33 protein-coding genes are annotated in these 25,771 nt (G+C 33.0%); 19 read left to right on the top strand and 14 right to left on the bottom strand.

The annotated features are described in order from the left end of the window. Nucleotides 1–292 precede the first annotated feature (292 nt). On the top strand, nucleotides 293–2,026 hold the full coding sequence (locus ACK1U5_RS13585; protein ID WP_000288179.1) for an S-layer homology domain-containing protein: 1,734 nt from the start codon (nucleotides 293–295) through the stop codon (nucleotides 2,024–2,026). Between the two features lie 151 nt (nucleotides 2,027–2,177). Continuing rightward, the gene (locus ACK1U5_RS13580) at nucleotides 2,178–2,795 is read left to right on the top strand and encodes a DUF6241 domain-containing protein (protein WP_001080428.1); all 618 of its coding nucleotides are present in this window, start codon (nucleotides 2,178–2,180) and stop codon (nucleotides 2,793–2,795) included. Between the two features lie 541 nt (nucleotides 2,796–3,336). On the opposite strand, the gene ACK1U5_RS13575 is transcribed toward ACK1U5_RS13580, so the two are convergent. From ACK1U5_RS13575 to ACK1U5_RS13565, 3 genes are all read right to left on the bottom strand, one after another. Beyond that, the gene (locus tag ACK1U5_RS13575; protein ID WP_113710765.1) at nucleotides 3,337–4,314 is read right to left on the bottom strand and encodes a DUF4179 domain-containing protein; all 978 of its coding nucleotides are present in this window, start codon (nucleotides 4,312–4,314) and stop codon (nucleotides 3,337–3,339) included. 3 nt (nucleotides 4,315–4,317) lie between these two features. Further along, on the bottom strand, nucleotides 4,318–4,848 hold the full coding sequence (locus tag ACK1U5_RS13570) for an RNA polymerase sigma factor SigX (RefSeq protein ID WP_000955505.1): 531 nt from the start codon (nucleotides 4,846–4,848) through the stop codon (nucleotides 4,318–4,320). A 650-nt stretch (nucleotides 4,849–5,498) separates the two neighbouring features. After that, nucleotides 5,499–5,606 (bottom strand): YjcZ family sporulation protein, encoded by a 108-nt coding sequence (locus tag ACK1U5_RS13565; protein WP_000505670.1) that lies wholly within the window; start codon nucleotides 5,604–5,606, stop codon nucleotides 5,499–5,501. Between the two features lie 279 nt (nucleotides 5,607–5,885). Between ACK1U5_RS13565 and ACK1U5_RS13560 the strand changes: the two genes are divergently transcribed. Continuing rightward, nucleotides 5,886–6,299, top strand: coding sequence for a hypothetical protein (locus ACK1U5_RS13560; RefSeq protein ID WP_113710764.1), 414 nt, complete (start codon nucleotides 5,886–5,888; stop codon nucleotides 6,297–6,299). An 82-nt stretch (nucleotides 6,300–6,381) separates the two neighbouring features. Here the strand turns inward: ACK1U5_RS13560 and ACK1U5_RS13555 are convergent, their stop codons facing one another. After that, nucleotides 6,382–6,837, bottom strand: coding sequence for a hypothetical protein (locus ACK1U5_RS13555; protein ID WP_000720849.1), 456 nt, complete (start codon nucleotides 6,835–6,837; stop codon nucleotides 6,382–6,384). 213 nt (nucleotides 6,838–7,050) lie between these two features. Here ACK1U5_RS13555 and ACK1U5_RS13550 point away from each other — a divergent pair, with 213 nt between their 5' ends. The 4 genes from ACK1U5_RS13550 to ACK1U5_RS13535 all read left to right on the top strand — a co-directional run bounded on the left by ACK1U5_RS13550 (nucleotide 7,051) and on the right by ACK1U5_RS13535 (nucleotide 9,801). Next, nucleotides 7,051–7,440 carry a general stress protein gene (locus ACK1U5_RS13550; RefSeq protein ID WP_000448802.1) on the top strand — a complete coding sequence of 130 codons (390 nt, stop codon included), beginning with the start codon at nucleotides 7,051–7,053 and terminating at the stop codon, nucleotides 7,438–7,440. A gap of 50 nt (nucleotides 7,441–7,490) precedes the next feature. Further along, nucleotides 7,491–7,691, top strand: coding sequence for a CsbD family protein (locus ACK1U5_RS13545; protein WP_001293468.1), 201 nt, complete (start codon nucleotides 7,491–7,493; stop codon nucleotides 7,689–7,691). 75 nt (nucleotides 7,692–7,766) lie between these two features. Next, nucleotides 7,767–8,018 (top strand): GlsB/YeaQ/YmgE family stress response membrane protein, encoded by a 252-nt coding sequence (locus ACK1U5_RS13540; RefSeq protein WP_000522902.1) that lies wholly within the window; start codon nucleotides 7,767–7,769, stop codon nucleotides 8,016–8,018. 313 nt (nucleotides 8,019–8,331) lie between these two features. Beyond that, the gene (locus ACK1U5_RS13535; RefSeq protein WP_113710763.1) at nucleotides 8,332–9,801 is read left to right on the top strand and encodes an RNA-guided endonuclease InsQ/TnpB family protein; all 1,470 of its coding nucleotides are present in this window, start codon (nucleotides 8,332–8,334) and stop codon (nucleotides 9,799–9,801) included. Nucleotides 9,802–9,861: 60 nt separating this feature from the next. Here ACK1U5_RS13535 and ACK1U5_RS13530 read toward each other — a convergent pair whose 3' ends face one another. Beyond that, nucleotides 9,862–10,062 carry a hypothetical protein gene (locus ACK1U5_RS13530; RefSeq protein WP_000391012.1) on the bottom strand — a complete coding sequence of 67 codons (201 nt, stop codon included), beginning with the start codon at nucleotides 10,060–10,062 and terminating at the stop codon, nucleotides 9,862–9,864. A gap of 196 nt (nucleotides 10,063–10,258) precedes the next feature. Here ACK1U5_RS13530 and ACK1U5_RS13525 point away from each other — a divergent pair, with 196 nt between their 5' ends. The 5 genes from ACK1U5_RS13525 (at nucleotide 10,259) to ACK1U5_RS13505 (ending at nucleotide 13,653) form a co-directional block, all read left to right on the top strand. Beyond that, the gene (locus tag ACK1U5_RS13525) at nucleotides 10,259–10,597 is read left to right on the top strand and encodes an STAS domain-containing protein (protein WP_002060869.1); all 339 of its coding nucleotides are present in this window, start codon (nucleotides 10,259–10,261) and stop codon (nucleotides 10,595–10,597) included. A gap of 6 nt (nucleotides 10,598–10,603) precedes the next feature. After that, a complete protein-coding gene (gene rsbW, locus ACK1U5_RS13520; RefSeq protein ID WP_000970580.1) occupies nucleotides 10,604–11,086 on the top strand; it encodes an anti-sigma B factor RsbW in 483 nt (160 codons plus the stop codon). Next, nucleotides 11,049–11,825, top strand: a complete 777-nt coding sequence (gene sigB / locus ACK1U5_RS13515) for an RNA polymerase sigma factor SigB (protein ID WP_002093898.1) — start codon at nucleotides 11,049–11,051, stop codon at nucleotides 11,823–11,825. Before rsbW ends, sigB begins: the two co-directional genes overlap by 38 nt. A gap of 69 nt (nucleotides 11,826–11,894) precedes the next feature. Then, entirely contained in the window at nucleotides 11,895–12,335 is a 441-nt protein-coding gene (locus ACK1U5_RS13510) for a ferritin-like domain-containing protein (RefSeq protein ID WP_000017755.1), read from the top strand. A gap of 175 nt (nucleotides 12,336–12,510) precedes the next feature. Next, a complete protein-coding gene (locus ACK1U5_RS13505; protein WP_000025538.1) occupies nucleotides 12,511–13,653 on the top strand; it encodes a fused response regulator/phosphatase in 1,143 nt (380 codons plus the stop codon). 39 nt (nucleotides 13,654–13,692) lie between these two features. On the opposite strand, the gene ACK1U5_RS13500 is transcribed toward ACK1U5_RS13505, so the two are convergent. From ACK1U5_RS13500 to ACK1U5_RS13490, 3 genes are all read right to left on the bottom strand, one after another. After that, entirely contained in the window at nucleotides 13,693–14,550 is an 858-nt protein-coding gene (locus ACK1U5_RS13500; RefSeq protein ID WP_000429042.1) for a CheR family methyltransferase, read from the bottom strand. A 16-nt stretch (nucleotides 14,551–14,566) separates the two neighbouring features. Next, a complete protein-coding gene (locus tag ACK1U5_RS13495; RefSeq protein WP_113710762.1) occupies nucleotides 14,567–17,257 on the bottom strand; it encodes an ATP-binding protein in 2,691 nt (896 codons plus the stop codon). Between the two features lie 204 nt (nucleotides 17,258–17,461). Continuing rightward, entirely contained in the window at nucleotides 17,462–17,713 is a 252-nt protein-coding gene (locus ACK1U5_RS13490; RefSeq protein WP_000991345.1) for a hypothetical protein, read from the bottom strand. Between the two features lie 235 nt (nucleotides 17,714–17,948). Between ACK1U5_RS13490 and ACK1U5_RS13485 the strand changes: the two genes are divergently transcribed. From ACK1U5_RS13485 to ACK1U5_RS13465, 5 genes are all read left to right on the top strand, one after another. After that, nucleotides 17,949–18,089 (top strand): hypothetical protein, encoded by a 141-nt coding sequence (locus ACK1U5_RS13485; protein WP_001004570.1) that lies wholly within the window; start codon nucleotides 17,949–17,951, stop codon nucleotides 18,087–18,089. A 36-nt stretch (nucleotides 18,090–18,125) separates the two neighbouring features. Beyond that, the gene (locus ACK1U5_RS13480) at nucleotides 18,126–18,656 is read left to right on the top strand and encodes a general stress protein (protein ID WP_001100090.1); all 531 of its coding nucleotides are present in this window, start codon (nucleotides 18,126–18,128) and stop codon (nucleotides 18,654–18,656) included. 138 nt (nucleotides 18,657–18,794) lie between these two features. Then, nucleotides 18,795–18,998 carry a DUF4028 family protein gene (locus tag ACK1U5_RS13475; RefSeq protein WP_000635861.1) on the top strand — a complete coding sequence of 68 codons (204 nt, stop codon included), beginning with the start codon at nucleotides 18,795–18,797 and terminating at the stop codon, nucleotides 18,996–18,998. Nucleotides 18,999–19,136: 138 nt separating this feature from the next. After that, the gene (locus tag ACK1U5_RS13470; RefSeq protein ID WP_000637510.1) at nucleotides 19,137–19,448 is read left to right on the top strand and encodes a YbjQ family protein; all 312 of its coding nucleotides are present in this window, start codon (nucleotides 19,137–19,139) and stop codon (nucleotides 19,446–19,448) included. 344 nt (nucleotides 19,449–19,792) lie between these two features. Beyond that, a complete protein-coding gene (locus tag ACK1U5_RS13465) occupies nucleotides 19,793–19,939 on the top strand; it encodes a hypothetical protein (protein ID WP_166504393.1) in 147 nt (48 codons plus the stop codon). A gap of 95 nt (nucleotides 19,940–20,034) precedes the next feature. On the opposite strand, the gene ACK1U5_RS13460 is transcribed toward ACK1U5_RS13465, so the two are convergent. The 4 genes from ACK1U5_RS13460 to ACK1U5_RS13445 all read right to left on the bottom strand — a co-directional run bounded on the left by ACK1U5_RS13460 (nucleotide 20,035) and on the right by ACK1U5_RS13445 (nucleotide 23,478). Further along, nucleotides 20,035–20,340, bottom strand: a complete 306-nt coding sequence (locus ACK1U5_RS13460) for a hypothetical protein (RefSeq protein WP_113710761.1) — start codon at nucleotides 20,338–20,340, stop codon at nucleotides 20,035–20,037. Nucleotides 20,341–20,395: 55 nt separating this feature from the next. Further along, a complete protein-coding gene (locus ACK1U5_RS13455) occupies nucleotides 20,396–21,586 on the bottom strand; it encodes an MFS transporter (protein WP_097814078.1) in 1,191 nt (396 codons plus the stop codon). Nucleotides 21,587–21,656: 70 nt separating this feature from the next. Continuing rightward, nucleotides 21,657–22,337, bottom strand: coding sequence for a FadR/GntR family transcriptional regulator (locus ACK1U5_RS13450; protein WP_001056899.1), 681 nt, complete (start codon nucleotides 22,335–22,337; stop codon nucleotides 21,657–21,659). Between the two features lie 145 nt (nucleotides 22,338–22,482). Beyond that, a complete protein-coding gene (locus ACK1U5_RS13445; RefSeq protein WP_113710760.1) occupies nucleotides 22,483–23,478 on the bottom strand; it encodes a zinc-dependent alcohol dehydrogenase family protein in 996 nt (331 codons plus the stop codon). A gap of 147 nt (nucleotides 23,479–23,625) precedes the next feature. On the opposite strand from ACK1U5_RS13445, the gene bsh reads away from it, so the two are divergent. Next, a complete protein-coding gene (gene bsh, locus ACK1U5_RS13440; protein ID WP_113710759.1) occupies nucleotides 23,626–24,612 on the top strand; it encodes a choloylglycine hydrolase in 987 nt (328 codons plus the stop codon). A gap of 101 nt (nucleotides 24,613–24,713) precedes the next feature. Here bsh and ACK1U5_RS13435 read toward each other — a convergent pair whose 3' ends face one another. Further along, the gene (locus ACK1U5_RS13435) at nucleotides 24,714–24,854 is read right to left on the bottom strand and encodes a YflJ family protein (RefSeq protein WP_000273537.1); all 141 of its coding nucleotides are present in this window, start codon (nucleotides 24,852–24,854) and stop codon (nucleotides 24,714–24,716) included. A 154-nt stretch (nucleotides 24,855–25,008) separates the two neighbouring features. Here ACK1U5_RS13435 and ACK1U5_RS13430 point away from each other — a divergent pair, with 154 nt between their 5' ends. Next, nucleotides 25,009–25,371: a hypothetical protein gene (locus ACK1U5_RS13430; RefSeq protein WP_000582785.1), complete on the top strand. Its 363-nt coding sequence runs from the start codon at nucleotides 25,009–25,011 to the stop codon at nucleotides 25,369–25,371. Between the two features lie 27 nt (nucleotides 25,372–25,398). Here ACK1U5_RS13430 and ACK1U5_RS13425 read toward each other — a convergent pair whose 3' ends face one another. Next, the gene (locus ACK1U5_RS13425; protein ID WP_000539552.1) at nucleotides 25,399–25,584 is read right to left on the bottom strand and encodes a YhzD family protein; all 186 of its coding nucleotides are present in this window, start codon (nucleotides 25,582–25,584) and stop codon (nucleotides 25,399–25,401) included. Nucleotides 25,585–25,771: the final 187 nt, after the last annotated feature.

Below are 25,771 nucleotides of genomic sequence, written 5' to 3'. Positions count from 1 at the left end.
GTATAAAGAGTTGTTAGATCAAAGGATTATTACAGAAGAAGAGTTCGAAGTGTAGAAAAAAGTAATTATTAGGTATATAGATGAAACGCTCAAATGAGCGTTTTTTTATTTATATATTCGCAAGTAAAATAACATAATATTACTATGAATCCTTATAACAATATGAATTTTTGCATATTTTAAAATTTAATATATCCCTTAAAAAGTTTTAATTGTATAATATATTTTGTCATATTTTTAGATTTTTCGACATAAACCAACAAAAATAGAGAGCGTATTGGGAGAAGACATTATGTATACAAAACTATTAAAATCAATTACATCATTATCACTTATTGGTGGTGCGTTGTTATATACAAATGGCAGCGATGTAAAAGCTGCTGAAGTGGGTGTTTTTTCTGATGTGCCGACATCACATTGGTCATATCCTGCGATTAAAGATTTAGCGAGTAAAAATATTATTTCCGGTTATGGAAATGGGATATTTGGTTTTGGAGATGTTGCGACAAGGGAGCAAGTTGCGGCTTTAATTTATCGAGTGTTAGTACCGAATAAACAAGGCGGTTCGTTTAGTAATGATGGAACTCGTTACGTATTAAAGGATGGATCTACGTTTAAAAATCCTTACGGTGATATTAATCAAAGTTCTACAATGTTCCCAGAAGAGGTATTAACTTTAACGAATTTAGGAGTTTTTAAAGGTGATGAAAATGGCCAATTTAGACCGAAAGCTTCTGTGAATCGTGCGGAAATGGCACAAATTCTTACGAATGCTTTCCATCTTGCGGCAAAACAAAAACATACCTTTAAGGATGTTCCAAATCCATTTTGGGCAGAAAATGCAATTAGTGCAGTGCAGTCAAATGGAATCGCAGATGGCACAGGGAATGGGAATTTTGAACCGTATGGCACAGTAACACGTGAACAGTATGCGCAGTTTTTATATAAAACTTTGAAGTATAAAAATGCTGATGTGAAAGATACAGGGGATGCGGCATTATTAACAGCGTTTAAAGAGGAAGTACAAAAGCGTATTAATACATACGAGACAAATATTACACTGCCATATAAAACGAAAAATAATAATACAGACGAAGTGATGAATACACTTTTTAACGCATATAAAGAAGTGGCAAGTAAAAATGAGTATACAAATAATAATAGATCGAATGTTTCATATGGACTTTCTGGATCACCTGGAAATTATACGTTTACGCTTAAGATTACATATCGTGAAACGAAAGAACAGACGGAATATGTCATGAAACAAGCGAAAGCAATCGTTTCTTCTATCACTCAAGTTGGAATGGATGATCACGAAAAAGTGAAGGCGATTCATGATTACGTAGTAAAGCATGTTTCTTATGATACGTCTTATAAAGCTTACACAGCATATGAAGCACTTGTAAATCGTTCTGCGGTTTGCCAAGGTTACGCACTATTAACTTATCAATTATTAAAAGAAGCAGGAATTGAAAATCATTTCGTGACAGGAACTGGGGACGGACAACCTCATGCTTGGAATTTAGTGAAAATCGAAAACAAATGGTATCACCTTGATACAACATTCGATGATCCGGTTCCAGATGAGCAGGGCCGCGTAACGTATTCGTATTTCAATTTATCAGATGAACAAATCGCAAGAAATCATGAGTGGAACCGTGGAGACTATCCGCAAGCTACAACAAATTATTATAGTACACTGACAAATAAAATTGCGGCAGGTAGTACGAAAACGTCTGCATATCAGCAAATATTAAAAGATACAAAGTTAAACTATTTAGGAAATGAATATATTGCAAATAACTATACTGAATTAAAAAATAAAATGCAGCAGCGTTATAGTGCAAAGCCAGAAAAGATAGAAGTACTTTATAAGCAATCAATGAACGGTGCGCTGCAAGATGTGAAAAATGCAATTGGGGAAATCGGTTATCCGCAAGGGTCCAACCGTGTTTCTTATAAAGCGGAGCCTTACAATGCGAAAGAAGGGTATTCTTTAGTGACGATTACGTTTACGTATTAAAAACAACCTAGATCCTATAGGATCTAGGTTGTTTTTTATTATTCTTCGACAAGACATGACAATATAAAGATAAATTCTTTGCTACTATGAGATGAGAAATCTTACATTAAAAAAACTGTTTAAAATAACTAATACAGATAGGCGGAAAAAAATGAACCGAAAGTTACTAATGGTATTAACATGCGGTACATTGCTTATGGGAATGGCTGCTTGTAGCTCAAATGAGAAGACTACAACTGAACCAAAACCTAAACAAGAAGAAAAGGTTCAGGAAAAACCGAAAGTTCAAACCATTCAAAAGCAGCAAAAAGATAGTTATGTAGTAAGTGAAGATGAACTCTCTAAAGCAGCACAGTCGATTGGTGAAATCCAAAACGAGCAAACTATAAATGATATGATGATACATATGTCTTTACAAAAACTCACATTCAATGGGAATAATCTTCATGTTTCCGGTACCCGTGATGTAGGGCGATTTCAAATGACGAAAGAAAACATTCAATACTTAAAAAACAACTTAAATGTTATTAATAATGATGAAAAACCAAAATATGAATCTATTCTGAACAAATGGTATGATGGAGAGTTCGAATCTGTAGTTAAAGACTTTGAAGAAATTCATTATTTACGTTCAGGAAAAAAGCAAAGTATGGAGGGATCTAAACTGGCTAAAAAAATTGATAGTGATGAAAAAGAATTTATTCTCCATTTCTTTGGTCAAGAAGGATTAGATATCCATAATAAAGAGTGGAAACAGGGCGAGTTATAGAAGTAAAACTGAATTTCTCTTCACTAGGAAGTACAATGTTTTACGGAACAAAAAAATAATGAAATTCCCTTAAATATAGTCCCATCCGGAGGTTGTCTATACTGAGATTCAATAGATACACAGTAAGGCTTATTTTTCTAGCCATTGGCACAAATGCTGCATTATCTATGTGGATTAAGCAGGGACTTTTAGGTGTCATCAATGCTATTATTTTCTTGTTAACCGCTGCACGGAAGTCCAATACATATTATTAAAATTAAGATGGTTCAAATCGGAGGAAGTCACCTTAGGGTATCTTTGCTTTTTTATAAAAAAAGAAAATTGTACGTTTAGACGCATTTTAAATACAAAATAACCGATTCCTTATACGTTAAGAAACCGGTTATTTATTCCCCCACTTTTTTAGAGGGCTTTTTCTTATAATGGTCTTAAATCATAAATAAAATATAGAGTAAAAACTATATACGAAATAAATGTAACGAAAACAAGGAAACATATAAACTGAGAATTAGATACATATTGTTCTATTCTTTTTTTCATGTTAATTCGTATTATTTTTCAAATGTGAAGTATCAATTGGAATTTGAGCTTTCCAAGAACCAATTACTTTTCCAATTCTAGTTATATTTACGTCTAAAGTAAGAGGCTGTTTAAAAACGTCTTTTTCTTCAGTAGTTATAACAAATGTAGCAACACCTTCAGGTCTATCATTATCACGAATGCCTATTTTATCTAACTTTTTACCTGCTGCCATAAGTTCAAAAGGAAGATAATCATCTGAATCATGGATAAATGATAGTCTCCCGTCATTTTTAATCTCAGGGTTTTCCTCTTGTTGCCCATCAATTTTACCATCATTCTCAAGATTTAATCCTGATGTATCAAATTCAAATGGTACTAAACTTCCGTCCGCTTTTTCCATTCTATAATGAACTGATATACGTGAATCTGCGATAAATACTTCTTTGAGATGTACAGTAATACCTTGATCTGTAATTTTTTCATCAATAGGAATATATTTACCATTCTTCATCATATCTTGTGTGATACCATTTTCATCTTTTATTCCTTCATTTACAACTTTATCATTTGTAATTGCATTAGAAAAATAGGAAGCAACATTTGTAGCCGCCACTTGTACTTGTGGAATCATTGCTGCTGTAAAAAGTGCTGCTGCAGCTACTGCTGTATAAATGAAACGTTTTGATTTTTTACTCATGTTTGTAAAGAGTCCCTTCTTTTGTTGTTTTTTGTGATTTATATTAGAAACATTGTCTAACTTGGAACGACTTTCAAATGTTTTCCATGCTTGTTCTATATCAATTTTGATTTCTTGTGGTGAATTTGCAGATTCTTCATCTAGCATTACGTTTTCCCATTGATTTAATTTACTAATTTCTATTAATAAATCTTGGCATGCTTCACATGTATCTAGGTGTTTTGTGAATTCCTTTCTTATATCATGAGAAAGTTCTCCATCAATATATGTTTGAATAAACCCGATATCATAACATTTCATTTGTTATGCCTCCTCCATTTGTTTATAAATCTTGCGAAATTTCATTTTGGCTCGGACCAATAATGTTCCAATAGAAGATATTTCAATTTGAAGTACTTCTGCAATTTCTTTATATTGAAAACCAGAGAATTTCATTAGTAAAAGGGTTCGTTCTCGATCATTCATTTTATTTAGTATCGTTTGGACCTTTGTAATTTCTTCTTTTCTTATCCAATCATCGTCTAATGATGAAACATTTTGTACTTCATGGTATTGTATTTCTTTATCAATCTTCGCTTGCTGCCTTTTTTCAGATCGAAAATGGTTATAGGCTACATAAGTAGAAGATTTAATCAACCATCCAGGTATGTTTTCAATTCCTTTCCAATCACTACGATATAATTGTAAAAATACTTCTTGTGCTAACTCTTCAGCGATAGATTGATCTTTAACGATCCAGATGATTTGTTTCACAGCGTAAGCATAGTACTGCTTAAATAAATCTTCAAAGGTCATATCAGAAGCATGACTTTCTTCATTTTCTATGGTTAACATGTTCGTTTAAACCTCACTTTCAATTTGATACCTGTATTATAGAGAAACCAGAAAAACGGATTTTGTGACAGTTTTTCTGGATATTTTTTATTATGTACTAAAAAAAGCATTCGTCTAATTAAAAGAGAAATGCAAAAAGGAAATGAAAACATAAAAACTATAACTCTTGCAGTAGTTGTCTATTAATGCACAAGAAAACAGTTAGTTTGTTGCCAAACTGTATCTAAACGTACAATTTCACTTCTTCTATTTTCATGAATATGTATAATTACATAAAATTTCAAAGAAAAAGAGAGTATACTTTCATATTGTGTAATAAAGATAAAGCCCGCCTACGGAAATAGGCGGGCTTTTTTTACTTATAAAGAAAAGACAACCTTTAAGGTGTCTTCCTTTTGAAATCTAGGTTGTCCAGTTTGTTTTACTTTGGTGCAATAGCAATATTGTTTGGAATAAAGTTTCACCATATTGCTATTAAACTAAAATATTAAGATTGCACTTAAACGAAATTTATAGCATTGAAGTTCATTTTGGAGGGGAGAATGTAATACTACATTTTTAAAGTACTCGTTACACTTGAACCTCTGCACATTGCGTAGAGCTTTTTTCATGAAGAAAGGACACTCACGTGAGTGTCCTTTCGATAGTTTTTAGCAGAAGCAAGCAGCTCCAACGATGATTAATAAAATAAACAATACAACTAATAAAGCAAATCCTCCAGCGAAGCCACAGCCGCCACAACTACCACCAAAGCCCATAACAGTTCCTCCTTTAAATAGGAGGAGAAAAACAAAGGTTCACTCATGTGTTTTAACGGATTCCATTTACTTTATGCTTTTTACTAATAAATGGAGCAGGTCCTTTTCAAAATAGATTTATTCTTAGCAGGAGTTCAAAGGAAAAACAGGAGAATCCATATTATTCTTTAAGAGCGAATAGATAGAAATCCGCTTTTATACCTTTCATTAAAATAATACTAGCATTATATATTATAAGGAATACTTGTCCTTAATTGTAAATGAAAGGGGGGAATTGATATGAGCTATGGCTATGGTCATCCTCCTGGAAGATGTCATAAACATCACAATGAAACTTTGTCAACGGGTGTATTACGTAGACATTCCGCTACGTTATTTCTTACTGTTGAAGCTATGAATGTTGATCCAGATGATACTCGTAGAGTAACAGTTGAAATGTTTGATTGGTCATCTGGTTCTCCGGTATTGTTACCATTAATAGACCCTTCAACACAAACATTGCCACCTAATCGATATGTTACTTTTCGTTCAGCAGCTCTTCCTCCAGCACTTTTTGCTTATGAAGTAAGAATCATTCGTCCGAAAGATAAAGATGTTGTTACGAATGTTTTTGGTCTTAGTGCAATCGTATTTAACCCACAAGAAGGAAACAATGTTTTACAACATGATTTAGCAAAATTAGACCTTAAATAGATTTTATAAAGGTCTATTTATTGAGCATGATTAAAAAAAGAGTAGGATGTAATCCTACTTTTTTTTAACGTTAATTAGAATTTTAAAAGAAATCCTTCATTATTTTAGCATCTTTAATATTCACTATCACACCTTCTACCTTATCTTTCTTCTCATCTTTAGCAATCGAAATTTGCTCCTTATTATCAGCCCACACAAGAAATTCTTCTTTTGAGTCATCTTTATATGTAACAGTAATAGTAGAATGTGCAGATTCTCTCTTTTTTTGATCTAGTGTGATTTGTTTAGGAGTGCCTTTTTGGACTGCTGAAACGATAGATTGTATCATTTTTTCGTTGTCTGTTTGAGATTTGGAAGTAGTATGATTTGTTGTTTTCAGTATTTCAATGTCTGTAATATTAGCGGAATTTAATTGAAAGGTATTTTGTGTATGTTCTTGCTTAGCCTGCGAAGCTTTATCTGTAGCCGAGGTGCTTGTACAACCTATTAAAGTGAAAGATAGAGCGGTTAGTGCGCATATAGATATGATTTTTTTCATAGTATCCCTCCTTAAGTTTAATTATATTAATTTTCTGTTAATTTAGGTAGTTATTGTAAGGAGAAGGTGTTTTAAAGTGGTAAATGATGATGTTCATTCTCTATTAAAATCAAAATTCACATAACTTTTTTCATATTTTATGTTTAACATTTCGAAAATGGGTGTACTACATATAATATAACAAATAATTCATTTTAAAGGAGGAAGTTAAAGATGGAAACGAAGTATAGTAAACCTTTTGTATATGAATTTATTACGGAGAAAGAGGTCATGAATGCGGCGAATGATCTCGTGAAAAAAGGAATAGACCAAAAAGATATTTACGTATTAACGCATGAGAAAGATAGGACAGATAGAATTGCGGACAATGCAGACGTGAATACAATTGGGATAAAAGAGGAGGGACTTGGGACAAGCATTATTAACGTCTTTCAAAAAACAGGAGATCAGTTAAGAAATAAAATGCAAGAGTTAGGGCTTAATGAGGAAGAAGCGAACTTTTATGAAGAAAAACTGGATGAAGGGAAAATCTTGTTATTCGTTAAGGATTTAGAAAGAGTCGGTGAATGGTTACAAGAAAGAAGATGCATGTATTCTATTTAAATTTGTATCCTTTAAATCTATAAATCTATTACGAAAAGGAGATTGTAAATATGAGTGAGAACGGACTAAAAGAACAAGTTAAAGGTAAAGTTGAAAAGAAAAAAGGACAAGTAAAAGAAGGAATTGGTGAAGTTACAGAAGATAGAGAGTTGAAAAATGAAGGTAAGTGGGAAAAAACGAAGGGAACGATAAAAGAAAAAGTCGGAAAAGTGAAACAAAAGATAAGTGATGAATTGGATAATAAAGAATAATATATGTTCATCAAGCTTTAGTTACATACTAAAGCTTGATGAATTCAATATAAAACGAATATAGGAGGTTTAATTGTGGGACTTATTATTACGTGTATTGTAGGTGGACTTATTGGTGCGTTAGCTGGAATGATTACAGGAAAAGACTTTCCGTTAGGTATAGTTGGTAACGTGATTGCCGGATTAATCGGATCTTGGGTAGGTAGTGCGTTATTTGGTCATTGGGGTCCTGAATGGGGAGGCATCTTTATTCTTCCGGCGTTATTAGGTGCAATCGTCTTTATTTTAATCGTTACATTCTTCTCTAGAATGCTGCGGAAAGCGTAAGTATGATAATAAATAGTAATATTAAGTTTATTATATATAGTTATAAAGTTAATGAACTGATAAAAATACATAAAAAAGCATCCAATTAAAATAATTGGATGTTTTTTTATGTAATCTGCATAGGAATAAGCGGGGGATGAAGGCCCCCGCTTATTAAAATTACACTTTCTATCATGCCTTTCGAGAGGACTCCCACTTCTAAACGTAAGTGAAGGTGGTGAGGTGAATCGAAAGAAATATTTTATTTTCAAGAAAACAAAAGAAACATACGTTCTGTTTTTGCTATAATATCCTTAACAAGGAGGTGAATAAAATGACAAAGGAAAATCCGTCAAACTATAAAACTCTTCAAATTTGGATTAAAAAAGGGCATCGTATGTATTCTTATTTTCAAGAATGTTGTCATAACGCTAAGAACATGTACAACACCACAAACTTTTATATACGCCAGGTGTACACTGGATTAACACAAGAAAAAGAGTTGCAGCCTTTGCAAAAAGAAGTTCTGGATAATATTCATAAAAATATTGGTAAGATGAATGACACACAACGTCTTGCCTATCAGAAGAAATTGGAAAAAGAGAAAGTAAAGCCTAAAGAAGAACAGAAAGAGATTACATGTAATTTGTTTTCAGAACCTAATTTTGAAAAACCTTATGTAGATTACAACTTTCTAGATGCACTATTTAAGGCTATGATTCAAAATGATTATCGAGCTTTGCCTACGCAATGTAGCCAGTCAATCATGAAAGGTTTGTTCCAAAATTGGAAATCTTTTTTTGCTAGTTTAAAAGACTATAAAAAGAATCCAAACAAATATGCTGGAATGCCTAGGATTCCAAAGTATATTCGTTCTTCTGAAAAAGAGATTCTGTATACAAACCAAGATTGCATCATTAAAAACGATAGATTTTTAAAGTTTCCAAAGACGAAATTGCAATTAAATATTGGGAAATTAGGTTTCACTGAAGGTAAACTGAAACAAGTTCGTGTGATTCCAAAATACAATGAATATGTAGTGGAATTGGTAATTGATGTTCCTTCTGAACAACAAATGATTGAAGAGAATGCTCGTTATATGAGTATTGATTTAGGTATTGATAACCTTGCAACCATCGTAACAAACACAGGTATAAAACCTGTACTTGTTAAGGGCAAACATATCAAAAGCATAAATCAAAATTACAATAAAATGAAGAGTCATTTTACAAGCATTCTTAGAAATGGAAAACAAACGAATGAAGGACCTTTTACTTCTAAAAGGATAGAAAAACTTCATCAAAAACGTTACTTGAAAATAAAAGACGTCTTCCATAAAGTTAGTCACCGTATTGTAAAACTAGCTCAAGAAGAAGAAGTTTGTAAAATCGTTATTGGTCAAAACAAAAGCTGGAAACAAAAAATGAATATGGGAAAAAGAAATAACCAATCGTTTTGTCATATCCCACATAGTTTACTGATTCAAATGATTACATACAAAGCAAATGCTGTAGGCATTCAAGTTGTTGTAACTGAAGAATCATATACATCGAAAGCAAGTTTTCTGGATAACGACTTCATTCCAACGTATGGAGAAAATGACCAAAATACAACTTTTTCAGGAAAACGAATAAAGCGCGGTATATATCGTTCAGCAAATAAAACTTTAATTAATGCAGATGTAAATGCTGCGGCTAACATTTTACGAAAAGTAATCCCAAATGCATGGACAAATGGGATAGAGGGGTTAAGCGTGAAACAGCTCGCTAATGTGTTAACTCCCCTGACGTTAATCGTCCGTTAGGTCGAAACGTTAGAAACCCCCACTTCAAGCTTTGCTAAGTGGGGGAGTGTTCATTATGTATTAAACCATCGTTACCTTTTTACAATTATTTATTCTTACGACTTGCCTTGGTTCTATATGAGATAAGTCCTCGCTATTACTTATATCAACTACAATTGTATTCGTTAGTATGTTAATAATGGAACCAACTAATTTTGTAGCATGATCGTGTCGATAAGAAAATTGAACGAAATCTCCCTTTTTAAAGTTGTGCTCTTCCATAGATAGATCCCCCTAAAAATAATGTTTATACATTATACATACACAAAATTATAAGTTTTAAACATTTATTAGTACGATTTAAGTGTTAAGCCGAGAAAGGTGTAGAAAATTTATTTATAATGAAAATCAAAAAATATGTTTAAAACTAATTTTTATGGGTAATTAAATAGTAAAAGTTCGAGATAAGGGGGCGGAAATGATGAATTTGGCAATAAATATTTTGCAAAATGATGTAGGTTATACGGTACAACTTAATGGTGAGATTGATGCGTATACGGCATCAGATTTAAAAAATAAGGTAATGCCTATTACAAGCGAAAAAGAGGTTCATATTGTAGTAGATTTTCATAACGTAGATTATATGGATAGTACAGGCTTAGGAGTTTTTATAGCTTTATTAAAAGCAGTTAAGAAAAATGATGGGAAGCTAGAGTTTACTGGTGTGTCTAAAAGGCTAAAAAGATTATTTGATATTACAGGGCTAACAGAAATATTAAATTTGAATTCCGATTTTGAAAAAGTAGAAAGAAGGTGACTAGGGATGATGGAGAGATTTGAAAAGATAGAAATGAAAATTCCTGCAAAAGCAGAATATGTCGCTATTATTCGTTTAACAATGGCTGGTGTTGCGAATCGAATGGGCTTTGCTTATGACGATATAGAAGATATGAAAATTGCTATTAGTGAAGCTTGTACAAACATTGTACAACATGCATATAAAGAAGACGTTGGAGAAATTACAATTGTCTTTGGCTTATATGAAGATCGATTAGAAATTATGGCTGCGGATAATGGGGTTAGCTTTGATTTTAATAGCTTAAAAAGTAAAGTTGGTCCGTATGATATTAATAAACCAGTAGAACATTTGCCAGAAAATGGTTTAGGTTTATATTTAATCAATACGTTAATGGATGATATACAAATTATGCATGATGAGGGCATGACAGTTTTAATGACAAAATATATACAAAGAGAGCAGGTGGAGAATGATGGAAATCCAATCTCAACCTACAAATCTTACTAAAGAAGACGTTATTAAACTAATTGCAGACTTCCAACAAAACCAATGTGATGAAGCACAGGAAAGATTGGTTAATCACTATAAAAATCTTGTATACTCCATTGCATATCGCTATTCAAAAGGTGGGCCGATGCATGAAGATATTATACAAGTAGGAATGTTAGGGCTCTTAGGTGCAATAAGAAGGTATGATTATTCGATAGGGAATGCTTTTGAGCCGTTTGCAATACCTACAATAGTAGGCGAAATAAAGAAATATTTACGTGATAAAACTTGGGGTATTCACGTTCCAAGGCGAATTAAAGATTTAGGCGGGAAGATTAAACTTGCGATAGAGGAGCTAACAGATCGTTTCCAGCGTTCACCGAAGATTATAGAGATTGCAGATCATTTAGGACTATCCGAAGAGGAAGTGCTAGAAATTATGGATGCGAAAAATAATTATCGCGTATCTTCCTTAGATGATGTAGTTGAAAATTCATCTGATGGCAGTTCGGTAGCGAGGATTGAATCTGTAGGTGAAGTAGAGCAAGGATATGAAGAGACAGAAAGGCGTCTCGTTTTAAAGGATATTTTCAACGTATTAAATGACACAGAAAAGAGTGTTATTCATTATATATTTGGAGAAAATTTAAATCAAAAAGATACAGGGGAACGGTTAGGTATTTCACAAATGCACGTTTCTCGTATTAAAAGACAAGCGATAAGTAAATTGAAGCAAGCAGCATTTTTAGATACATAAAAATTTAAAATCATTATGTTTAAAACATGAGAAAAGGGGTAGTTATTAAATATAGGAGGAGATATAAAAATGTCACACGATGTGAAAGAACTAATCGAAGGATTGAATGAAGATTTAGCAGGAGAATACTCAGCAATTATTATGTATAACCATAATGCAGCTACAGTTTCTGGTATATATAGACAAGTGTTAAAACCTTTCTTTGAATCTGAAATTAGTGATGAACAAGGACATGCCCTATATTTAGCGGAGAAAATTAAGACGTTAGGTGGTACACCTACTACAATCCCTTTACCAGTGAAACAAGTAGAAGATGTTAGAGAAATGTTAGAGTCGGCTAGACAATCAGAATATGAGACAATTAAGCGTTATGAAACGAGAAAAGAACAGGCAGCGAAATTAAATATGACAGAGTTAGTTGTAAAGTTAGAAGATATGATTGCAGATGAAACAAATCATATGGAAGAATTAGATCGTCTTTTAAATGACAAAGCAATGGTGTTAAATTAATAGTGGAAATTTATAGAATGAAAGAACAAACTCTCATTTCTGGGGGTTTGTTCTTTTGCTGTATAAAAATTATGTTAGAGTAGGAAATTTTCATTTTGTAACTGAGTATGCAATACTAGAAAAATAGAAAATGATAATAGATTTACATTTTAAATAAGAAAAGGGGAAATAACTTGTGTCCATTTTAATTGTCGATGATAATCCGGTTAACATCTTTGTAATTGAAAAAATTTTAAAACAAGCCGGATATCAGGATCTTGTATCGCTGAATTCTGCACAAGAGCTTTTCGAATACATTCAATTTGGAGAAGATTCTTCCAGATATAATGAAATTGATTTAATCTTATTAGATATTATGATGCCTGAAATTGATGGACTTGAAGTTTGTAGGCGATTACAAAAAGAGGAGAAGTTTAAAGATATTCCTATTATTTTTGTTACAGCTTTAGAGGATGCCAATAAATTGGCCGAAGCTCTTGATATGGGGGCAATGGATTATATTACGAAACCTATAAATAAAGTTGAACTATTAGCACGTATGCGTGTAGCGTTACGCTTGAAATCGGAATTAAATTGGCATAAAGAACAAGAAGAAAATCTTCGGAATGAATTAGATTTAGCTACGCAAGTACAAAGAAACTTATTAAGTAGCCCATTAAGAGAAGATTATATAAAAATTGAAGCAAGTTACTTACCTTCATTTAAATTAGCTGGAGATATGTATTATTGGTATAAAATCGATGAAAACCGCTACGGTATTATATTATTAGACGTGATGGGACATGGTATATCTGCTTCATTAGTTTGTATGTTTATTTCGTCTGTATTACGTGAAACGATTAAATCTTTAATCGATCCAGAACTTGTCATTAAAGACTTAAATAAATATATGACTCTTTTACATAATGAGAATGACGATATTCCATATTATTTTACAGCGATATATTTAGTAGTAGATACAGAAAAGAGAACGATTGAATATGTAAATGCAGGGCATCCTTCTGGATACGTTTTAGTTGATGAAACAAATATGGTTGAACTAAATCGCGGGAGTTGTGCGGTAGGATTTTTTGATGAAATAAAAGTTAAAAAGACAGTTATACCTTTTGAGAAGAACGCTCAAATCGTATTGTTTACAGATGGTGTTCTTGAAGCAATTGCAAATGATGAATTTGAGGCTGAAGAGAAATTACGTACTTTTACAGAAAGAAAATGGGGAGATTTAGAAGGCGAGATAGAAGGGTTTTACAAGGAAGAACAAAAGAAAGCGCAATCAGATGATATGTGTCTAATTATGATACAAACGAATGCGAAATAAAAAGCGTATGAAATCCAAACAGAGGATTTCATACGCTTTTTATTGTATTTTTTGATAAATTTGTTCGCTAGGATTAAATTGGGTATAATGCGGCATTATATTTGAAAAACGAAGAGTTTCTTTATTTCCTAAACATAGAAAACCATTGTGACCTAAGCTTTCATAAAATAGTTGCTGCACTTGATTTTGAAGTTTACTTGTAAAGTAAATTAAAACGTTACGACAAAGTATAATATGAAACTCGTTAAAAGATTGATCGGTTACTAAATTATGCTGTGCAAAAATAATGTTTTGTAAAAGTGATGGATTAAAATAAGCAAAACGATTATCTGTTGAATAATAGTTAGAAAATGCTTGTGTACCGCCAGCTTGTAAATAATTTTTCGTATAAGTTTGCATTTTATTTAACGGGAGGATAGCTTGTTTTGCTTTTTCTAACACATTTGTATTCATATCTGTTGCGTAAATAACCGACTTTTCACTTAATCCTTCTTCGTGAAGTAAGATGGACATTGATAATACTTCTTCACCAGTTGCGCATCCAGCATGCCAAATTCTAATTTCAGGTTGCTTTTTTAATTCAGGAATAACATGCTCTCTAAGCGCTTTAAAAAAGGCAGGGTTACGGAACATCTCAGTTACATTAATCGAGAAATCATTTAATAACTGTTCTAAAACCCCTTCCTCGTGAATTACTTTTTCAATTAATTTTGAAATGGTAGGGATATTAGAGAGCTGCATTCTATTACAAATTCTTCTATAAATAGATGTGCGAGCATATTGGCGAAAATCAAATCCTGATAGTTTAAATACCGCTTCCAATAGTAATTCAATTTCTAAGTTCGTGCGCTCATCCGTATCTACTGATGGATCAAAATTATAATACTTATTTTCCACTCCAACTAAACCTCACTTATTTTATTAACCATACACTCATTACCGAATAGAGTTGATGTAGATTTAATGGTTTACTTATATAATCTGAAGCGCCAGCAGATAAACATTTTTCCTTATCATTTGGCATTGCTTTAGCAGTTAATGCGATAATAGGTATTTCATTTAACCCTAAGTTCATTCGGATATTTTCCATCGTTTCATAACCGTCCATATTAGGCATCATAATATCCATTAAAATAAGGTCAATATTTGTATTACTTTTTAGTATTTCTAAACACTCTAAGCCGTTTTGGGCAGTAATAATGTTGGCATTTTGTTTTTTTAATGCGTTTTGTAACGCAAATATATTTCGATGATCATCATCGACAATTAAAATGGTTTTCTCTTGGAAGACGTTATTTGTTTCGGGAGTAACGATAGTTTCTTCAACAACTTCAGCAGGAATAACATCTTCTATCGTTGCTGCAACTTCTAAATTGGATAACTGTATATCATGTAATCCATTTGGCAGGTTAGGAATATATACAGTGAAAGTACTACCTTCTCCTACATTACTCTCTAACGTAATCCAACCACCTAACAATCTAGCAAACTCTTTACAAATAGATAAACCTAATCCTGTACCACCATACTTCCGAATCGTTGCGCCATCTGCCTGTTGAAAGGCTTCGAAAATAAGTTGATGCTGTTCTTTAGCGATACCAATACCAGTATCTTTTACTGAAATTGTAATCCAATCTTTACTTATAGACTGCATATCATGACTTAAATTACTTGTTTCTATCGAATCGAAATGTAAAGAAACGGATCCTTTTTCTGTAAATTTAAATGCATTGGATAATAAGTTTTTAATAATTTGCTCAATCCGTTTTGCATCTGTATAAAACAGATCAGGAATCGTATCACTGTCTTCAATAGTAAATTCGACATTTTTTTGTGCAGCTATATGTAAAAAGTTTTGATGCATATTGGCTGCCATGTCACTTATGTTCGTTGCTTCAAAAATGATGTCTAGTTTGCCTGCTTCTACTTTAGATAAATCGAGTATGTCATTAATTAAAGTAAGTAAGTCTTTCCCTGATGAATGAATGACAGTTGCTAATTCAATCTCATCGTCGGATAAATTGTTATCATGATTTTCTCTTAACATTTCAGATAATAGTAAAATACTATTTAACGGTGTGCGTAATTCATGTGACATATTTGCTAGGAACTCAGATTTGTATTTTGAGCTGCGTAACAACTCGCTTGCTTTTTCTTCTAATTCTGATTTAGTAATTTGTAAGTCAGCTGTTTTCTGCTCAGCCTCTTCAGTTCTAGACTCTAATTGTTCATTCGTTGTTCGTAATTCTTCTGCTTGCATTTGTAGTTCTTCCGCTTGCGTTTGCAATTCTTCTGATTGAACTTGTAACTCTTCTGTCATTGCTTGTGATTCATGTAAAAGAGTTTGAATTCGCATACGTCCCATAATGCTATGGATTGTTAAACCTAGATTATCAACGGTTTGTTGAATTAAATCTTGATGTAAATCTGAAATCTCAGTTACACTTACTAACTCCATTACTGCGATCACTTTATCCTCAAATAAGATAGGGATGATTAATAGATTTTTAGGACGTATTTCTAATACTCCGCTAGTGACATAACGAAACTCTTCGGGTATATCCCTGAGAATAAAACTTTTCTTTTCTAAGGCAGACTGTCCAATAAAACCTTCACCCATTTGAATGGATTGTTTCCCAATATCAGCACCTTGATCGGCGAAAGAAGCTTTCTTCACATAGTAGACAGTGTCTTCAATTTCTTCACGTACATAAAATGCTCCGCAAGAAGTTTGCGTTTTTTGTATAATTCCACTAAGAATTTTTTTACCTAACATCTCAATAGAAGATACACCTTGATACATTAAAATTAATTCTGCAAGCTCAGTTTGTAACCATTCTCTTTTCGATATTTCGTCTAGTAAGTGATTCGTTGTATGAGCAAGATCTTTTATTTCATCACGTGTGTTTACATGAATTCTTTCCGTGATTTTTTCTTTAGAAGAAATGGATTTAATAGCTTGAATTACATTTTTAATCGTTTTTGTAATGGAATTCGAAATATAGAGTGAAATGATAATAGAAATACAAGAAAGTAAGAACAATAAACTGTATAACCAAATTTCTAATTTATTATTTTCAGTATCTAATTGTGCTGCTCTTTTTTTCGTTAATTGCTCCTCAGTGCTACGGAAGTTAGTTACCTGTGACTGTAATGACTGAATTTGAGTCGTGTCGATTGTTTGTACATTATTACTATTATGATTTGCAATTAACGGGTGAATCTCTTTATTTATCCAACTAATAATATTTTCGTTAATCTGTTTTAATTTTTCTTGCTGAGATGGGTTATCCTCTAATAATGAGAAAAGATCTTGATAATGCTTTTCGTAATCCTTTTCCGCAGAATTAAGAGATTGTACGTAATTTGGATTATTAGAAATGATAAACCCTTTCGCTTTATTTTCAATTGTTAGTAAATCTTTCTCCACTTGATTTGTTAAATTGAGAACTTTAAAATCGTGATCAATAATAAAATTACGAGATTTTTGTAAATTAGAAATCTCATTGTTCAACATAATGAAAGAAACAAGTAAGAACAAAATGATAACTAAATAACCAGCCATAATTTTGTAGCGAATACTAAATTTTGCTTTCGAGTTCATTAAAAATTCCTACCTTCAAGGTTATTAAAACTTTTCTATTTTAAAGAATGAAAAACGTAATATATATTATATCAGTTTTCATAAGGCTAAACTAGAAATCCCCCTATTGTATTAGGGGGTTCTTTTTTAATAGGGGAAATCATTTTGAAATATAAAAACATATATGAAAGGTAGTAAACGAGGGAATAGAGGATAACAAATATTCTAAGAAGGGAAGAGTGTTCTTAAAGCTCTTTTTGCATCTATTCCTTCAAAAATAAATAATACAAGATCTCTCTTTTTTACAGTAAGGAAAAAGGATACTAGAGTGCTTAAGTTTTTAATAGAAGTAAGTGCTCCGTGTTTACCTATAAATACATTCGTTTGAAATGTTGTCATTAAAGCATAAAAATGATGAATCTGCGTTATTGTAGGTATTTCATTATAAGAAATAGTAGTAGAGTGAATGGCGTTCATCGTAATATTCCTTTCCATATAGTAAGCATAACAATATAAACATACCCGTTTTAAAAAATGTTAAACATATAAATAAGAAAAAATATAATTATAGTTTTTACGTTTAGAAAAGGTTAGGAAGGGTATACATATACTACAAAGAGATTGACTGAAGATGAATTGTAAGATGTCTATGTTTAGTAGATTAGTCTATCAAAATATACTTTTACTTTAAATAAAAAGGAGCCTGGTATACATGAATGAAATGATGATTAATATTACATTTGATTTAATTTACTTGTTAAGTAGTTCACTTGTAGTGCTTTTACTATTCGCTTTTTTCATAAATGGTTATGTTAATAAGAAAATTAGTGTATACAGAAATGAAGAAAAATAAAAATACATTATATAAAACTTTAGGAGGTTAATAGTTATGAATGTAGATAGAAAAATAGTAGGTGTTTTTAGAACAATTGATGATGCAGCACTCGTTATTAATGAATTAAATGATAAAGGATATTCAGCAGATAACATTTCAGCTATTGCGAAAGATCAAAAGGAAATTGAACATCTAGAAGAAAAATCGGGTGAAAAAGTGAATAGCGAAACTGCACATAAAGCAGATATCTTTTCAGCGACAGGGCTTGTAGCTGGAGGAGTAGCAGGCGGGCTCGGTGGTTTATTAACAGGTCTTGGTATACTTGCCGTATCTGGAATGGGTCCAATTGTAGCAGCAGGACCAATCGCAGCAGCTATTGGAGGAGCCGGTATTGGCGGAGGAGCTGGAAGTTTAATAGGAGCATTTATTGGCTTAGGAATCCCTGAAGACCATGCTAAAAAGTATGAAGAATATATTTACGATGGAAATATATTAATTTTAGTAGATGCAAAATTAGATGATAAGTTAGAAATCTATAAAATATTTGATAAGCATAATGCCTATAACTCTGATTTCTTTAAATAAAATGTAAACAAAGTGAATATCGTTTTTGATCTTACAACTTTGGCGCGGCCGAGGAGTCGTATGACTATAAGAGAGGAAGGGCTTATAGTAAAAGATCAAGTCCTATTATGATATTGAGAAGGGAAGAGGTGTCTATTCGTGATTGTAAAAATATTAAAGGATAGTAGCAATAGTTTCCTTTGCACAGTTCAAAGTAAAAATGGAGATCAGTATGTGAAAAAATGGTTTAGTAAACATGAAAATAATAAAGAATTAGGGCGACCAACTTTTAAAGAAGTAGAAAAGGATTGGAAAGAAAATAGAGACTCGTTTATGTATCCTAATGTTAAAGCGCTTTATTGAACATAATGGGGGTTTTATTCTTACAAAATTGTCACACTCCTGTAAGGTAATTCAATAGATTAGATATTTTTTCTGTGTCATAATAAAGACATAAGAAAGCGCATTAAAAAACTACAACTTATTAGGAGAGTGTCAGTCATGATTGTAACAACAACGTCTGGAATTCAAGGTAAAGAAATTATTGAGTATATCGATATTGTAAATGGTGAAGCTATTATGGGTGCAAATATTGTCCGCGATTTATTCGCTTCCGTTCGTGATGTTGTCGGTGGTCGTGCTGGTTCTTACGAAAGCAAGCTAAAAGAAGCTCGTGATATCGCAATGGATGAAATGAAAGAACTTGCAAAACAAAAAGGTGCGAACGCTATCGTTGGTATTGACGTAGATTACGAAGTTGTTCGTGATGGAATGTTAATGGTTGCTGTAAGTGGTACAGCTGTACGTATATAAGTAAATAAAAAACAGGCTCCCCCTTGAAGTTTATGCTTTGAGGGGGTTTTTTGTTTTTAAGTTGTAGAAGTAAACTCCAGTTACAAGGGTAAAATGAAAAAGAGACAGTGATGCTACATATATGTAATGTGAGTGCAAACTTTATAATAAAGTTGTTATTTGAGATGATGGAAGAATTAGTGGTATAAATAACTTTATAGATAATAATCAAAATAGAGAAGACAGAATGTTCATGGATGGAATGGTTAAGGGAATTTTCCAATCTGTAATAAAAAACGGAGGTACTGAGAACGTTTTACAGATGTCTACTACATAAAATTTATAATGGATTGGGGGCAATTTTTATGTTTTGGTTAGGATGTTTTTTAGGATACATTGTAGGTTCTATTATTACATGTGCGCTACTTTACTTTGGTTATAGATCCAATGAAAATAAAAAAGCGGATATGCAAAAGGTGGAGGAGAGGAAAATCAATAAAAAAGGTGTATAGTAGGCGAAAGGTAAGGTGATAGTGTTGATACAAAAATAAAGGACAGTACATATTGTATATGACTACTATGTACTGTTCCGCTTATTCTTTTTGGATTATGAGAGGTTGTTTCCTGTCTTGCTATAAAATTTATAGGCAAAAAAACCAAATAAATAGCCTATTCCGGATCCTAAACTAATTGAAAGTAGTGAGAAATCTGGGGAAAACATGCCGAAAATCAAACCAATTACACAGCCGACAAGCATTCCTATAGGTATGAAAATGTCTAATAAGTTTTGAGCTTCTTTTAATTTTTTCTTTCCTAATGTTTCTTCTTTATATTGACGTTCCATTCTCTTCATTACAAATACTACAATTCCACCAACTATTACAATAGGTGCGAGTGCCGAAATGAACCACATGTTAGAAGTTCCTTCGTTTTTTAATTAAATTATGCCATATATTAACATTTTAAATTTAAGCGGAGAGAAGGTCTTCTGCATTTCTTCTCCTTTTATTCATGACTAAAGTTAATAGGAGTAAAATTAAGCTTAAAAGTGCCATTATAATAAAAACTTGCGTATAACTATCAAAATAGTCACGAGCTATCCCAGCTAGGACAGGAATGAATCCGCCCATAATATATCCTCCTGATTGCATCATAGCAGTCCATGCACTTGCATCTTCTGAAGTTTTTGTTTCATATAGCGGCAGCATAAGAGCGAGTGGAAATACGCCGCCGAGCCCGATACCTAGTAAAATAGAAGGGATCCATGGTGTAGTTAGTGGGTAAATCATAAGCGATAAACCTACGATTACAAAGCATATACTCCCTAATAACCAAAGTGCTCTGTTTTTATAAATATCCGCTAATGTCGGAATTAAAAAGCTACATATCATTTGGATCACGGTAAAAACAGTTATAAGAGTACCTGCTTGCTCACTACTCACACCCATACTTTGATTTGCCGGCGCAAGCCAAGTCGTAATGGAATAAAAGATTCCTGATTGTAGCCCGAAAAGGATTGTAAATAACCATGCTTTTTTATTTCTTAAAGGCAATTTATTATTCTTTTTATTTTGTGTGCTCGTCTTCTTTTTTCGTTTCATAACAGGATACCAAAACATAATAGCGATAATAGTTAGTGCACCCCAAAAAGCGAGTGCCATATTCCAAGATCCTTTTAATACATGTTGTAAAGGGATTGTTAAACCTGCACTTAAAGAAGCGCCAGTTCCCATACCTACTGAATATATGCCAATCATTAAGCCAATTTTTGTAGGGAATTTTTCTTTAATAAAACCTGATAGTAAAGGACCTGCCAGTGCAATTCCAATACCGATAAATAAAGAACTCGCGAATAATGTGGAAATGGAAAAGGTAAAAGCTCTCATACATGTTGCCAAGCCGATTAAAATAAGACAAGTCATAATTGATTTTTCTGCCCCGTATTTTTTAATTACCTTCCCAGTCAGTAAGGCGAATGTCCCCATACAAAAAACAGGAATAGCTGTTAAAAAACTAACGGAAAAATTGCTTATATTTAAGTCTTGTCGGATTGTTTCTAATAAAGGTGAAACAGATGTAATTCCGATACGTAAATTAATGGAAACAAAAAATAGTGCTAGTATATACAAATAAGTTCGTTCTTGCTGTTTCAATTTCATTTTCTCCTTTCTTAAACATCAGATGTTATTGAGTATATCATCTGATGTTTTTGTGTAATAGATAAGGAGCTTATTTCAGCTCCAAATTTTGAACAGCGTATGTTCGCGCCTCTTCGGTATTTTGCTTTAAAATAGCTTGGAATAACTTTTCATGAATGCCAGAGTTGTCTTCATAGTTCGCTGTATGTAATATTAATTGACTTAAAATATGGCGAAGGGCAGGTACGAAAGATTGATACAAATCAAATAGAACTTCGTTTTTACTCGCCTTTGCAATGGCTAGATGAAACTGAATGTCTGCATCTATGTATGCTACATAATTTCCTTCTTGAAGGGCATTTTTTCTTTTATTCAAATGTCCTTTTAAATATAAAAGATCCTCTTCGCTTCGGCGTTGTGCCGCTAACATTGCTACTTCTTTATCTAACATATTTCGTGCTTCATACACATGATTTATATTAGCTGCTTGCAGTCTTTTTTCAAATGAATCTTGCGTTGTATTTAATGAGACAATACGAGTGCCTTGTCCTTGTCGAACTTCTAATACGCCAGCATGTACTAATATCTTTATACTCTCTCGCAGCGTTGAACGTCCTACCCCTAGCTCTTCCATTAATTGCGGCTCTGTAGGGAGGCGATCACCAACTTCATACTCGCCAGAAAAGATTTTCTCTTGTAGACGTTCCAATACTTCATCGACTAATTTTCGCCTAGAAACTTTTGAAAAAGATTTCTTTTCGTTCATATTCATCTGCTCATCTCCTGTTATGTTCGCTTTTATGATAACCAATATAAGTGCTGTTGACAATGTTATTTTTAGGTAGTTGAAGCCGGGATATCAAAATTAGGTTTATAAGGCATAAAAAAATCAATCAAAATAGAGTCTTCAATTGCATTCAATAACTCGTCAAAAACACTTTTCCTTTCGTTTTCTCAGCAGATTGCACAACATCAACTGCCGCTTTCACATCTGCTAAGTCATACGTAGAATGTACCGTCATAAAACACAATTGCTTATTTTCTACTAAACGAATTAAGTGACGAAACGTTTCTTGCCATTTATATGGTGACACTTTATTATTCCAATGTCGTAAATGAAATATGTTCGCGTGCACTTTTGCTTTCGTGACAATCTCTGCCCAGTTAACTTGTACACCTGATAGAAGACCGATCGTTAAAAAGTGCCCGTTTGGACGTACTGAGAAAGCTAATTCATTTCCATCCGGTCCCCCGATAGAATCAATTGCAGCATCCGCGCCGAGCCCGTTCGTTAATTCCATAACGGTTTCATAAAGCGGGGTAGTGGAAGTATCGATTACATATGCAGCACCTAGGCGCAGTAACTCCTCTGTATGCTTATTATTTCTTGTCACGGCAATGAGTCGGAAGTTTAAAATTTGTGATAACTGCGCAAAAAGATGACCAATTGCGGATCCACAAGCATTCACTAATAAAACATCATTATGTTGTAAGTTTAGCGTTTCTGTACATGTAACCCACGCCGTAAGAGGATTAATATACATTTGTGCCGCTGTGAAATCATCGATGGAATCAGGAATAGGAACTACAAAGTCAGCTGATGTTTTCACATATTCTTGCCAAGTACCTTCCCCGCGTATCGGTAACACACGTTTACCGATAAGCTCTCTAGAAACAAAAGCTCCTACATCTTCTACAATACCAACACCTTCATAACCAGGTATGTTAGGTAAAGGGATTCTATGTGCGTATGCTCCAGTGATGGGAATTAAGTCAGATGGATTAATAGGTCTAACTAGCATACGGACGAAAACTTCATTATCTTTTAGTGGTTCTATATTTTTATATTCAACTTGTAATACGTCTTTTGGATTGCCAAACTTGTGAAATTGAATGCATGTTCCGTCCAACATAAATGTTCCCCCTTAGTTTGATTGGGTTTATTATAGCATTTTTGGTTTGGGCGATTATTTTGTTAGTGATAAATAGGGTTTTTAATTTACGTATTTATCGGAATTTTATAAAATGTTTATAGAACTATAAAATGGGGGGATTTCTTCATGTGTACTAGTTTGACGTTACAAACAAAAAATTTCCAACATCTTTTTGGGAGAACAATGGATTTCACATTAGATATGAATCAAGAAGTAATAATCATTCCTCGGCGTTATCAGTGGAACAATATAACTGGTGAAACGATCCGAGCGAAAAAGGCTGTTGTCGGAATGGGAATTAATTTTGGAGGAAGGGTCATGATGGCGGACGGAGTAAATGAAACTGGTATGACATGTGCAACTCTCTATTTCCCAGGATTTGCTACTTATAGTAATCATATAGATAGCAATAAAACGAATATAGCGCCATTTGATTTTGTGACTTGGAGCCTCACGCAGTTCAATTCTGTTGAAGAATTAAGAAAATATATTGATAACATTGCCTTTATAGATGTGCCATTACCAGTTTTAGGAATTACGCCACCGCTACATTGGATTTTAGCAGATAAATCGGGAGCGTGTATTGTACTTGAGCCGACAGTTGATGGAATAAAAGTGTATGACAATCCAATAGGAGTAATGACTAATAGTCCCGAGTTTAATTGGCATTTACAAAATTTAAGACAATATATTGGACTTAAATCGCAGCCATTTGCGCCAACTGAGTGGGGAGATGTACCATTAAGTGCTTTTGGCCAAGGTTCAGGAACGATGGGACTTCCTGGAGATTTCACCCCGCCATCAAGATTTGTACGGGCAGCATATGGCAAACAAAACATTCAAAGTATAGAGAACGAAGAAGAGGGGATATCGGCTATTTTTCATATCTTATCAAATTGTGAGGTTCCTAAGGGGGCAGTAATAACAGAAGACGGTATATTAGATAATACGATCTATACAAGTGCAATGTGTATGGAGTCTGGAACATATTATTACCATACTTACGATTGTAGACAAATTATAGCCATTCATTTATTCAATGAAGATTTAGATACAGCTGAGATTAAAACGTATCCGTTCCAGCGGAAGCAAAAAATCTTTTATGAAAACTGATAAAAACACCTCCATTGAATTTGCATACTTAGTATGCGAATTCGGGAGGTGTTTTTTATCATATACCACTATTCGTGTTCACTTCATTTTTTACTTTTCTATTAAGCCGAAGCTCTCTTCATTCTCTCAAGTAAACTAGACAACACATGCGTACGATAAGATTCTAGTTTTTTACCTTCATAAGTACGGATACCTAATTTTTTAAGTTCTTTTACATACCAACCTTTGCTTCCGAAATACATGTGATCGCTCCCCTTCAACTTTGTTTTTATTTATCCTGATTGCATATGGAGGTACAGGAATTATAATGAAGGAAATGAATTTCGCGCGAAAATGGTTAACTTTGTTGCAAAAGACATATATACTAAAGATAGTATACAACGAGGTGGACAAGACGTGATTATAGAGAAGCACGAAATTCAAATTGACCAAATTACTAGCGGTAAAGTGAATATCTTTACTTTCTATCGAAATAGAAAGCAAATTGATGATCATTTTTTACGATTGCAAGAACCATCGCTTACAGCAAACTACTTCTTCCATTTTCATTTTGATGCAGAGAGCTTGCATCTACTGCAGAAAGAGTTTCCGAGCGTATATCCGTACGACGGTAGTGAAACGATTCACGACTGGACGGAAAAGATGAAAGCTGAATTGCAACATCAGATCCAAACAGGTAAATGGAATAAACGCGTACGTATCGGTAATCGCATTCTAGATGTGGTGTTTACGTGGTGTGACGAAGATATAGTAGAGTGAAAAAGAAGCGGATGACGCTTCTTTTTTTTAGCGCTGGAATAAAACGAGCTTACCTGCAGTAGATGTACAGCGATGTGTTTTTTCATACAATCCTTTTTCTTGTAAGATAGATTCACCTTTTGCTTTTGCTTCTTTTTCAGTTGCCGCCTCGAATGATTCGTCTAATGCTTTTGAACCATCTTTTTCAAAGACTGTTAGAACGTATACTCCCATGAAAATTCCCTCCAATAATTAAAATCAGAATCTTATAATTATTTTGACATAAAATGCTACAATATGCAAAGAAATATATGACATTGCGTGGTAAAATAGAATGAAACTTTAATCATCGAGAATATTTTTATTCTCGATGATTATTAGTTTTCAGCGATTTTAATTTTGATAAAATGAAACTTTTGAA

Source organism: Bacillus sp. XB1 (assembly GCF_053557995.1).
Note: the sequence above shows the minus strand (reverse complement) of the source record. Positions and strands in the feature narration are given on the sequence as shown.